The organism is Streptomyces sp. NPDC020996 (assembly GCF_040641355.1).
Lineage (GTDB): Bacteria > Actinomycetota > Actinomycetes > Streptomycetales > Streptomycetaceae > Streptomyces.
Genome location: NZ_JBFADM010000061.1, coordinates 39,919 through 50,775 on the forward strand (window position 1 = coordinate 39,919; position 10,857 = coordinate 50,775).

Below are 10,857 nucleotides of genomic sequence, written 5' to 3' on the forward strand. Positions count from 1 at the left end.
CTCAGCACGCATCTGCACCCAGCGAAAGAAGTCGCTCATGGCCTTATCGACGTCCAGCGTCATCACCCTGCACGTCAACGGCGAGAAGTACACGCTGCCCGTCGACCACCGCACCACCCTCCTCGACGCGCTGCGCGAGCGTCTCGATCTGACCGGCACCAAGAAGGGCTGCGACCAGGGCCAGTGCGGTGCCTGCACGGTTCTGGTCGACGGCCGCCGGACCGTGGCCTGCCTGCAGTTCGCGGTCGCCGCCGAGGGCCGGGACATCACCACCATCGAGGGTGTGGCGGACGGTGATCGGCTCCACCCGGTACAGCAGGCCTTCCTCGACCTGGACGGCTACCAGTGCGGCTACTGCACACCCGGGCAGATCTGCTCGGCGATCGGCGTCCTCGCGGAACACGCCGCCGGGTGGCCGAGCGCCGCCACGGGCGACGTACGGCCCGAGGCGGGGCCACCCCCGCTGAACGCGGAGGAGATCCGCGAGCGGATGAGCGGCAACCTGTGCCGGTGCGCCGCCTACGCATCGATCGTCGACGCCGTCGCACGGGCCGCCGAGGCGCGGACCACGGCACGGCCGGACGCCGAGGAGGCCGCAGCATGAGGGAGTTCGCCTACCACAAGGCATCTGACGTGCCGGACGCCGTCGCCCTGCTCGACGCCGATCCGCAAGCGCGCTTCCTGGCCGGCGGGACCAACCTGGTCGACCTGATGAAGAGCGGCGTCGAGCGGCCCGCCCGGCTGGTGGACGTACGGCAACTGCCCCTGGACCGCGTCGAGTCGACACCGGAGGGCGGACTGCGCATCGGCGCGACGGTCACGAACGGCGACCTCGCCGCCCATCCGGAAGTCCGAAGCCGGTACCCGATGCTGGCGCAGGCGGTCCTCGCCGGCGCCTCCGGTCAGCTGCGCAACATGGCCACCGTCGGCGGCAACCTCCTGCAGCGCACGCGCTGCGCCTACTTCACCGACCTCACCAAGCCGTGCAACAAGCGCGCCCCCGGCAGCGGCTGCCCCGCCGTCCAGGGCGAACACCACAACCACGCCATTCTGGGCGCCTCCAGCCACTGCGTGTCCGTGCACCCCTCGGACATGGCCGTCGCCCTGGCCGCTCTCGACGCGGTGGTGCACTACGAAACCGCCGACGGGCCGGGGGAGTTGCCGATCGGCTGGTTCTACCTGCCCGTCGCGCGGACCCCGCACCGCGAAACAGCCCTGCCCGCCGGCGCGCTGATCACCCACGTCAGCCTGCCGCCGGTACCGGCCGCCGCCCGCTCCCGCTACCGCAAGGTGCGCGAGCGGGCCTCCTACGCCTTCGCCACCGGCTCGATCGCCGCGGCGCTCGACGTCCGCGACGGTGTCGTGCACGAGGTGCGCCTGGCCTTCGGCGCGGTCGCCTCCCGCCCCTGGCGGGCCCGCGCCGCCGAACGCGTCCTGACCGGAGCGAGCGCCGGCGCCGAGACCTTTGCGGCCGCCGCGGACGCCGAACTCGCGGCAGCCCGGCCGCTGCCGCACAACGGATACAAGGTGACCCTGATGCGCAACCTGACGGTGGCCGTGCTGAGCGAACTCCTCGAGGCGGACGCCACCCGATGACCACCACCGAAACCACCACCGAAACCACAGCCGGCCCCACCACTGCCGGCCCCACCACCGCCGGCCCCACCACCGCGGCGGTCCGCGCCGTCGGTACCGCGCACGTCCGCGTGGAAGGCCGCGACAAAGTCACCGGGGCGGCCCGCTACGCGGGGGAGGTCCCCTTCGCCGGCCTCGCCCACGGCTGGCTGGCGCTGTCCACCGTCGCGCGCGGCCGCATCCGGGCCATCGACACCGACGCCGTCCTCGCCATGCCGGGCGTCCTCGCCGTCCTTCACCACGGCAACGCCCCGCGCCTGGAGACCGACTACGTCGGCCTGCTGGGCACCCGGCCCGACCCGACCTGTGCCGTCTTCCAGCACGACCGGGTGCCCCACCTGGGCTGGCCGGTCGCGCTGGTGGTCGCCGAGACCCCCGAGCAGGCGCGCGAGGCGGCCGAGGCGCTCGTCGTCGACTACGAACCCCAGCCCCACGACGTCGACTTCACCGCCGGGCACCCGGACGCCTACCCGCTGGACGGCCACCTGCCCGCCGTCACCGACAAGGGCGACCTGGAGGCCGAACTCGCAGCGTCCGCGGTCGTGCTGGACGCCGAGTACACCACGCCGGAAGAACACCACAACCCCATGGAGCCCCATGCCGCCACCGCCCGCTGGGACGACGGCGTCCTGGAGCTGATCGACTCCAACCAGAGCGCCACCTGGGTCGTCAGCGAACTCGCGAACCTCTTCTCCCTCGACCCGGCGTCGCTGCGGGTGTGCTCGGAACACGTCGGCGGCGGCTTCGGCAGCAAGGGCGTACGCGCCCACCAGGTGGCCGCCGTCATGGCCGCCACCGCCCTCCAGCGCCCGGTACGCGTCGTCCTGACGCGCCGTCAGATGTTCACGCTGGTCGGCCACCGCAGCCCCACCGTCCAGCGGATCAGGCTTGGCGCCGACGCCGACGGACGCCTGCGCGCCCTCGACCACCGCTCCCTCAGCCGGACGTCGACCGTGTACGAGTTCGTCGAACCGAGCGCGGGAGTCGCGCGGGTGATGTACGACGCCGACGCCCACCACACGGAGAACCGGGTCGTCCGGCTCGACGTCCCCAGCCCGACGTGGATGCGCGCACCCGGCGAGGCGCCGGGGTCCTTCGCCCTGGAGGCCGCGCTCGACGAACTCGCCGAGAAATGCGGCGTCGACCCCATCGAGCTGCGCCTGCGCAACGAACCGGACCGGGGCCCGGTCTCCGGCCTGCCGTTCGCCGGCCGCAACCTGCGCGCCTGCTTCGAGGAGGGCGCACGCCGCTTCGGCTGGGCCGGACGCGATCCGCGGCCAGGCAGGCGGCGCGACGGACGCTGGCTGCTCGGCACCGGCACTGCCGCCGCGTCCTTCCCGGCCGGCGCCGGCCCGTCGACCGCGACGATCACCGCCGAGGCCGACGGCCGTTTCACCGTGCGCATCGGCGCGGCCGACATCGGCACCGGAGCCCGCACCGCCCTCACCCTGGTCGCCGCGGACGCCCTCGACGTCCCGCCCGACCGCGTCCGGGTACGGATCGGCGACAGCGCCTTCGGCCCCGCGATGATCGCCGGCGGTTCCATGGGCACCCGCTCCTGGGCCTGGGCCGTCACCGCGGCGGCCCGTGACCTGCGCGAACGGCTGGTCCCGGGCATGGAGATCCCCGCGCAGGGCATCACCGTACGGTCCGACACCACCGAAGCCGTCGCCGCGCTGGCCCAGAAGGAACGCCATTCCTTCGGCGCGCAGTTCGCCGAGGTGGCCGTCGACCCGGCGACCGGTGAGGTCCGCGTGCGGCGGATGCTCGGCATCTTCGCGGCCGGCCGCATCGTCAACCCCCTGACCGCGCGCGGCCAGCTCACCGGCGGCATGATCTGGGGCATCTCCATGGCCCTGCACGAAGAAGCGGCGCGCGACGCGTTCTTCGGCGGCCCGGTCGGCGCCGACCTGGCGGGCTACCACGTGGCCACGCACGCCGACATCCCGCCCATCGAGGCGGACTGGGTGGACGACCCCGACCCCGACGACCCCGTCGGCATCAAGGGCATCGGCGAGATCGGCATCGTCGGTGCCGCGGCCGCCGTCGCCAACGCCGTCTGGCATGCGACCGGGGTACGCCACCGCAGCCTGCCCATCCGCCCCGACCGCGTCCTGACGGCGGGCCGCGGTGCTTGATCTCGTACCGGAGCTGAACCGCTGGCTGGCGGAGGACCGCAGGGCCGCCGTCGCCACCGTCGTGAACGTCGGCGGCAGCGCGCCGCGCGGGCCCGGCGCCGCCCTCGCCGTCGACGCCGAGGGCAGCGTCATCGGCTCGGTGTCCGGCGGCTGCGTCGAGGCCGCGGTCTACGACCTGTGCGCGCAGGCACTGGACAGCGGCGACAGCGTGCTCGAGCGGTTCGGCTACAACGACGAGGACGCCTTCGCCGTGGGGCTGACCTGCGGGGGAGTCCTCGACATCCTGGTCACGCCGCTGCCCGGGGACGGGCCCCGCCGGGAGCTGCTGCACACGGCCCTGGACCTCGCGGCGAAGGGTGAGCCGGTGGCCCTGGCGCGTGTCGTGCGAGGGCCGGCGGCACTCCTCGGCGCCGCCGTGCTCGTGCACGCCGACGGCTCCTTCGACGGCGGGCTCGGCGGCCACCCGGAACTGGACCGCACGGCGGCGGCCGAGGCCCTCGCCGCGCTCGACGCGGGCCGCACCGGCACCGTCGAACTGTCGGAGGACGGCTCGTACTGCCCCGGTGGCCTCACCCTGCTCGTCGAATCGAGCCTGCCGCCGCCCCGGATGATCGTCTTCGGCGCGGTCGACTTCGCCGCGGCGCTGGTCGGAATGGGCAAGTTCCTCGGCTATCACGTCACCGTGTGCGACGCGCGCCCCGTCTTCACCACCCGGGAGCGCTTCCCCGAGGCCGACGACGTCGTCGTGGAATGGCCGCACCGCTACCTGCGGCACACCACGACCGACGCGCGCACCGTGCTGTGCGTGCTCACCCATGACGCCAAGTTCGACATCCCGCTGCTCGAGACCGCGCTGCGGCTGCCGGTCGCGTTCGTGGGCGCGATGGGCTCCCGCCGTACCCACGACGACCGGAACCGGCGGCTGCGTGAAGCCGGCCTGTCGGAGGCCGAACTGGCCCGCCTCAGCTCGCCCATCGGCCTCGACCTGGGAGGGCGCACTCCCGAGGAGACCGCCCTGTCGATCGCGGCGGAGATCGTCGCGACCCGGCGCGGCGGGACCGGCGTCCCCCTCACCGGCTCCGGCCGCCCGATCCACCACAGCCGCGTCCCGTGAGGGTCGTTCACCGCAGGATCCGGGCGGCGCGGGCGGCCGACAGCCAGGCGGGGAACTCGCCCAGCAGCCGGTCGTACAGCAGCCGGTCGCCGACGGCGCGGGGGTCCTTGCCCGCGTGGAAGAAACCGGCGTTGTCGACGACGCGCCGCGCGGGGACGGCCAGTTCGTCGAGACGCCGGAGGAAGGCGAACTCGTTGTCGTCCGGATCCCCGAAACCGACGAACTGCCAGAACATCGGCAGCCGGGCGGCCTTGCACAGGTAGCGTTCGGCGGCGAACCTGCTCGTGGGCCCGCCGTCGGTCTGGAAGACGACCAGGGCCGGGCAACGGCTGTCCGCCGCCAGGTAGTGGTCGACGACGGCGTCCATCGCCCAGTGGTAGTTCGTCCGTCCCATGTGGCCCAGCGTCCGGTGGAGTTCGTCGATCCGGCCCTGGTGGCCGCCGATTTCGAGGTCGGCGACACCGTCGATGTCGGTGGAGAAGAACACGACGGGAACGCGGCCGTCGTCGTCGAAGTGCGCGGCCAGCGTCAGCACCTGCTCCGCCAGGTGCTGCGCCGTCCCGTCCTTGTAGTACCGGTTCATGGACCTCGAGCGGTCCAGGACGAGGTAGACCGCGGCCCGTGCCCCGGACAGACCGTGCTCGCGCACGCTGTCGCCGGCCGTCTTGTACAGGTTCACCAGGTCAGGCGCCGCGTCCCGCACCTTGGACAGGCTGATCGCGGCGCCGTGTTCCTTGCTGTTCACGGTGAGGGGTTCCTTCCGGCCGGGTCTCGGGCCTTGCCGGCCTCGTCCGGGGCGCGGGCTCGGCCGACAGGTCCGCTGTCGCGGGACAGGGCGTCATCATGCACCATGGCGCGCGGCCGCCGGCCCGCACGGTCAGGGGGCCGAGCCGGTGCGGAGTCAGCCGGGGCTGAAGCGGCAGCCGATGCCGGGTTCGGTGATGAGGTGGCGGGGCCTGGGGCTCAGCAGCCAACGCCGCGGCCAGGCGGACCCCGGAATCTTGGCGCCTTCTCAACGCCCCTGGCAGCGGTCTTCACGCGGTCTGACGCGGACGCTCCTGCGCGTACTCTCGCGGCGGACGTCCGCTCGGCTCCCCGCCGGTGCGGCACGGGCTACATTCTCCGGTGTGCGCGATACGGAAACGGTGAGCCGGCCGGGCGGGCTGGCGGTCGGGCGATGACTCTCGCCGCGTCCGGACGCGGCGCCGAGTCCACACATGTTCGCGGCCCCGCACGGCGCCGCGCAGGACGAGCGATGCACCGGGACGGGCGATGAACCAGGCGGCCGAGGCGCGGTCCGTGCCGGGCCGGCGGATGTGGCCGCTGTACGCGGCCGGGTTCACCACGGCCTTCGGCGCGCACGGCGTCGCCGCGAGCCTGGGCGGCGCCGCCGCGGGCGCGGTGACCTCGCTGCTGGTCCTGGGCGGGCTGCTCGCCCTCTACGACGGCGCCGAGGTCGTCCTCAAGCCGGTGTTCGGCACCCTCGCCGACCGGATCGGCGCCCGCCCGGTGCTGCTCGGCGGACTGGTCGCCTTCGCCGCCGCGTCGGCGCTCTACGCCGTCGCCGGCAGCCCCGGCTGGCTGTGGGCCGCCCGCCTCGGTCAGGGGGCCGCGGCCTCCGCGTTCTCGCCGTCCGCTTCCGCGCTGGTCGCCCGGCTCAACCCGGCGGCCAGGCACGGCCGGGCGTTCGGCGGTTACGGCTTCTACAAGTCGGTCGGCTACACATCGGGCCCACTGCTCGGCGGGGTCCTGGTGTGGGCCGGCGGGCTGCGGCTGCTGTTCGCCGTCCTGGCGGTGCTCGGCGCGGCGGTCGCCGCATGGGCCGCGATCGCCGTCCCCGCCGTACCCCCGCTGCCCAAGGCCCGGCAGACGGTGCTGGACCTGGCCCGGCGGCTGGCCGAGCCGGCGTTCCTCGTCCCGACCTCCGCACTGGCCGCGGCGACCGCGGCCCTGTCGGTCGGGGTGGGATTCCTGCCGGTGTCCGGCCGGGCGGCCGGTCTCGGCACGGTGGCGACCGGTGTCGCCGTGTCGGTGCTGGCCGCCTGTGCGGCGGTCGTCCAGCCGAGGGCGGGGCGCGCCCTCGACGAGGGCCGCCTCACCGCCGGGACCGGCATGACGGCGGGCCTGCTGCTGACGGCCGCCGGCCTGGGCTGTGCGATGCTGCCCGGCCTGGCCGGCATCCTGTCCGCGGCCCTGCTGATCGGCGTCGGCACCGGTCTGATCACCCCGCTCGGCTTCGCGGCACTGGCCGCCTCGACCCCGCGGGAACGCCTCGGCCAGACCATGGGCGCGGCCGAACTCGGCCGCGAAATCGGTGACGCGGGCGGCCCGCTGCTGGTGGCGGCCGTCGCCTCGCCGACCACGCTCACCCACGGCTTCGCGGCCCTCGGCGCCCTGCTCGCGCTCGCCCCGGCCGTCGCCCTCGCCCGCCGTCGTCCCGCGGCGGATGCGTGAGGCCCTGGGCAGGGCCGCGGCCGGTGCGGCCGAGGGGCTTCACGATTTCCTGGCGGGCCCTGTGCGCAGCGCGTCCAGGCGGCGCCGGTACTCGTCCTCGTCGATCTCCCCGCGGGCCAGCCGTTCCCTGAGGATGTCCTCCGGGGACGGCGGGGCCGGAGTGCGGGTGTGCTCCTGCGGGCTGTTCAGGGTGCGGAAGAGGAGCACCGCGACCGTGATGATGAGCACCCAGAACAGGATCATGCCGGCCGACATCGCGAACCAGCCCCAGCCGCTGACATCGTGGCCGTACCAGAACATCATCGCCACTCACCTGCTTCGGCTTCGTCACGTGGCCGGGCACGGCGAGCGCACCCGATGACTGCTTGCCTTCACCTCCATCATCCCGCTGCCCGCCGCGGCGGACCGGGGCCGGACGGCTCCGGATCGGCGGGCCGACCAGCCCCTACCGGGCAGGGGTATCCGGCAGCGAGGCGGCGGCGGTACGCAGTCCGCGGCGGCGGCCGCCGGCTCTCCGCGGCCCCCCAGGCCCCGCTCTACCCCTCGGGGGTATATTGGCGGCGCCCCACCGTTTCGCCCCACCGTTTCATCCGAGCACACGGACGGAAGCCATGGCGACAGCCGACCACCGACGTGGCGCCGCTCGCGACGCCACGCCGCGGTGGACACCCGCTGTCGTCGTCGCGCTGCTGGCGGCGCTCGCTGTTCTCGTGCACCACGACACGGCGGCCACGATCACGCACGTGCCGTCCGGCCGGGCCGCGACCCCGATGCACCACACGGCCGCGCCGGCCGGGTCCGCCCCCGTGAGCAGTCACGTCATGCCCACCGGGGTCACGGCTCGGGCGGCCCGGGCCGCTGTCCACGACGACGCCGGAGCGTGCTCCGGCACGGCGATGCGGCACTGCTCCGCCGCCGGCGTCGACAGCGTGAAGCTCGTGCCGCCCGGCCGGCCCGCCCCCGACTGCGCTCCGGCCCACCACGCCGGTGCGGCCGCGCTCCGCGACGTACCGGGCACCGTGGGCCGGGCACCACCCGATCTCCGCGTCCTCTCTCGATTCCTGCTGTAGGCCGCGCGCCCGCGGCTGCGCGCTCACCTGAGCGCCCAGCCCTGCCGGCACGCATGCCGAACCCGAGCGATATCGAGAAAAGGGACAACCTCTGTGAACAGCATCAACCGCCGCTCCGTCCTGCTGGCCGGACTCGGCGTCGCAGGCACGGCCGCGCTCGCCGCCTGCAGCGGCTCAGCCGACACGCCCGCACTGGTCAGCCCGCACGGCTCGGCCGTCGCCGCCGCCGAGGACAACCGCACCCGGACCGGCAGGACACGCGAGGTGACCCTGACCGCGGCCCGGGCCACCGTCGGCCTGGGCGCCGGGATCCGGGCCAGGACGTGGACCTTCAGCGGCCGTGTCCCGGGCGAGGAACTGCGTGTCACGGCCGGTGACACGCTGGCCGCCATGCTGTCCAACCAGCTGCCGGACCAGGCGACCACCTCCCTCCACTGGCACGGCATCAGCCTGCGCAACGACATGGACGGCGTACCGCCGGTCACCCAGGCGGCTGTCCGGGCCGGACGCAACTTCACCTACCGGTTCACCGCGGACACCCCCGGCACCTATTTCTTCCACCCGCACGTCGGCGTCCAGCTCGACAGGGGCCTGTACGCGCCGCTCATCGTGGAGGACCCGAGGGAGCCGCTGTCCTACGACGAGGAGTGGGCCGTCGTCCTCGACGACTGGCTCGACGGTGTCACCGGCACCCCGGACGACGTCTTCGCCGAGCTCGGACACGGCATGGGCGGGATGCACACAGGTGACGACTCCGGCCACGACATGGGCGACATGAGCGACATGGGCAGCATGGACATGAGCGGCACGAGCGGCTCGCCGTCCGCTTCGTCCGCCGGCGGAGGGACGGGCACCGGGTTCATGCTGATGGGCGCTCAGAGCCGACTGCTCGGGGGCGACGCCGGTGACGTGCGGTACCCCTACCACCTGGTCAACGGCCGCGTTCCGGCCGACCCGGCGGTCTTCCGCAGCAAGCCCGGCAAGCGCATCCGGCTGCGCCTGATCAACGCCGGCGGCGACACCGCCTACCGCGTCGCCCTCGGCGGCCACAAGCTGACCGTCACCCACACCGACGGTTTCCCCGTCCGGCACCGGCAGGCCGACGCCCTGCTGATCGGCATGGGCGAGCGCTACGACGTCCTCGTCACCCTGGGCGACGGGGTCTTTCCCCTCGTCGCGCTGGCGGAGGGCAAGAACGCCACCGGCATGGCCCTGATCCGCACCGGCACCGGCAGCGGGCCGAAGCCGACCGTGCGCCCGAGGGAGCTGGACGGTACGGTCATGGTCGCCTCGCGGCTGCGGGCGGCGGACGACGTCCGGCTGGACTCGAAGAAGACCGACCGGGTCCACCGCATCGAGCTGACCGGCAGCATGATGGCGTACGACTGGGCCGTCAACGGCAGGCGCTTCGACATGAACCACCCGACGGCGCATCCGATCATCGTCGAGCAGGGGCAGCGGGTCCGGCTCGACTTCGTCAACACGACCACCATGTGGCACCCGATGCACCTGCACGGCCACACCTGTCAACTCGGCGGCGGCGGTCCGCGCAAGGACACCACGATCGTCCTGCCGAAGCAGACCGTGTCGGTGTTCTTCGACGCGGACAACCCGGGCCAGTGGATGCTGCACTGCCACAACGCCTACCACGGAGAGGCGGGCATGATGGCGTTGGTTGCCTACGAGGCCTGACCCCCCGCGCGACCTGAGGTCGTCCGTCCCCGCAGCGGGCCCCCACCCGGTGGTGGAGGGCCCGCTGCGCCCCGGGACCCGGTACATGACGGCACGACGCCCGGTCACCCGGCGGCGGCCAGGCGGCGTCGGAGCTCCTCCTCCGAGACGTCCTCCATGTGGGTCAGGAACACCCACACGTGACCGGACGGGTCCTTGAGGATGACGGTCCGGTCGCCGTGGAACATGTCCTTCGGCGGCTGGAGGATCTCGGCGCCGGCGGCTTCCGCGCGCTCCGCCAGGCTGTCCACGTCGTGCACGAAGACATGCAGCGTGACGGACGTACCACCGCCGAGCGCGGCCGGGGCGGCGAAGGAGGCGGCCTCCGCCTCCTCGACCCTGGCGTCCCCCAGCATCAGCGTCGACCGGCCGATGGCGATCTCGGCGTGCAGGATCCCGCCGCCCGGAGCGTCGATCCTGAAGTCCTCACGGGCGCCGAACGCCCGCTGGTAGAAGTCGATCGCCGCGGCGGCGTCATCGACCATGATGTGCGGTATCACGGCATAGCGGTAGCGGTCGGGGATCTCGATGCGCGCTGTCTGCTCGGCCACGGCGAACCTCCTCGAATGGGCACCGCCGGTCGGCTCCCGCGGCCCTGGAAGGAACCTAGAAGCTCAAGTTCGGTCGAGGTCAAGCGTCGATGCGCCGCGCACACGCGCCACAGCGGCCGGTTGCGGGGGCGGGGGGGGGCGGCGCCCGCCCCCCCCCCCCCCCC

Annotated in this window: 10 protein-coding genes; 7 read left to right on the forward strand and 3 right to left on the reverse strand. The window is 73.8% G+C overall.

What is annotated here, in order from left to right:
• Positions 1-37 precede the first annotated feature (37 nt).
• Genes AB0G63_RS31405 through AB0G63_RS31420 form a run of 4 tightly spaced genes read left to right on the forward strand, consistent with a single transcriptional unit; the run spans position 38 to position 4,887 of the window.
• Entirely contained in the window at positions 38-604 is a 567-nt protein-coding gene (locus AB0G63_RS31405) for a 2Fe-2S iron-sulfur cluster-binding protein (protein WP_360757169.1), read from the forward strand.
• On the forward strand, positions 601-1,596 hold the full coding sequence (locus tag AB0G63_RS31410; RefSeq protein ID WP_360757172.1) for a xanthine dehydrogenase family protein subunit M: 996 nt from the start codon (positions 601-603) through the stop codon (positions 1,594-1,596). The genes AB0G63_RS31405 and AB0G63_RS31410 overlap by 4 nt, the downstream gene beginning before the upstream one ends.
• Positions 1,593-3,773, forward strand: coding sequence for a xanthine dehydrogenase family protein molybdopterin-binding subunit (locus AB0G63_RS31415; RefSeq protein ID WP_360757175.1), 2,181 nt, complete (start codon positions 1,593-1,595; stop codon positions 3,771-3,773). The genes AB0G63_RS31410 and AB0G63_RS31415 overlap by 4 nt, the downstream gene beginning before the upstream one ends.
• Entirely contained in the window at positions 3,766-4,887 is a 1,122-nt protein-coding gene (locus tag AB0G63_RS31420) for an XdhC/CoxI family protein (RefSeq protein ID WP_360757178.1), read from the forward strand. Before AB0G63_RS31415 ends, AB0G63_RS31420 begins: the two co-directional genes overlap by 8 nt.
• A 7-nt stretch (positions 4,888-4,894) precedes the next feature.
• Here the strand turns inward: AB0G63_RS31420 and AB0G63_RS31425 are convergent, their stop codons facing one another.
• Positions 4,895-5,632, reverse strand: coding sequence for a VWA domain-containing protein (locus AB0G63_RS31425; RefSeq protein WP_360757180.1), 738 nt, complete (start codon positions 5,630-5,632; stop codon positions 4,895-4,897).
• 569 nt (positions 5,633-6,201) lie between these two features.
• Between AB0G63_RS31425 and AB0G63_RS31430 the strand changes: the two genes are divergently transcribed.
• Positions 6,202-7,341, forward strand: a complete 1,140-nt coding sequence (locus tag AB0G63_RS31430) for an MFS transporter (RefSeq protein WP_360757199.1) — start codon at positions 6,202-6,204, stop codon at positions 7,339-7,341.
• Positions 7,342-7,380: 39 nt separating this feature from the next.
• Here the strand turns inward: AB0G63_RS31430 and AB0G63_RS31435 are convergent, their stop codons facing one another.
• Positions 7,381-7,644 (reverse strand): SHOCT domain-containing protein, encoded by a 264-nt coding sequence (locus AB0G63_RS31435; protein ID WP_360757183.1) that lies wholly within the window; start codon positions 7,642-7,644, stop codon positions 7,381-7,383.
• A gap of 308 nt (positions 7,645-7,952) precedes the next feature.
• On the opposite strand from AB0G63_RS31435, the gene AB0G63_RS31440 reads away from it, so the two are divergent.
• Positions 7,953-8,411, forward strand: a complete 459-nt coding sequence (locus AB0G63_RS31440) for a hypothetical protein (RefSeq protein ID WP_360757185.1) — start codon at positions 7,953-7,955, stop codon at positions 8,409-8,411.
• A gap of 93 nt (positions 8,412-8,504) precedes the next feature.
• On the forward strand, positions 8,505-10,103 hold the full coding sequence (locus tag AB0G63_RS31445) for a multicopper oxidase family protein (protein WP_360757187.1): 1,599 nt from the start codon (positions 8,505-8,507) through the stop codon (positions 10,101-10,103).
• A gap of 104 nt (positions 10,104-10,207) precedes the next feature.
• On the opposite strand, the gene AB0G63_RS31450 is transcribed toward AB0G63_RS31445, so the two are convergent.
• Positions 10,208-10,693, reverse strand: a complete 486-nt coding sequence (locus AB0G63_RS31450; RefSeq protein ID WP_360757189.1) for a VOC family protein — start codon at positions 10,691-10,693, stop codon at positions 10,208-10,210.
• Positions 10,694-10,857 lie beyond the last annotated feature (164 nt).

Bases quoted from the DNA above. Each gene is read 5' to 3' on its own strand.
- AB0G63_RS31405 (WP_360757169.1), top strand. From the start codon at position 38: ATGGCCTTATCGACGTCCAGCGTCATCACCCTGCACGTCAACGGCGAG.
- AB0G63_RS31440 (WP_360757185.1), top strand. From the start codon at position 7,953: ATGGCGACAGCCGACCACCGACGTGGCGCCGCTCGCGACGCCACGCCG.
- AB0G63_RS31430 (WP_360757199.1), top strand. From the start codon at position 6,202: ATGTGGCCGCTGTACGCGGCCGGGTTCACCACGGCCTTCGGCGCGCAC.
- AB0G63_RS31410 (WP_360757172.1), top strand. From the start codon at position 601: ATGAGGGAGTTCGCCTACCACAAGGCATCTGACGTGCCGGACGCCGTC.
- AB0G63_RS31435 (WP_360757183.1), bottom strand. From the start codon at position 7,644: ATGATGTTCTGGTACGGCCACGATGTCAGCGGCTGGGGCTGGTTCGCG.
- AB0G63_RS31415 (WP_360757175.1), top strand. From the start codon at position 1,593: ATGACCACCACCGAAACCACCACCGAAACCACAGCCGGCCCCACCACT.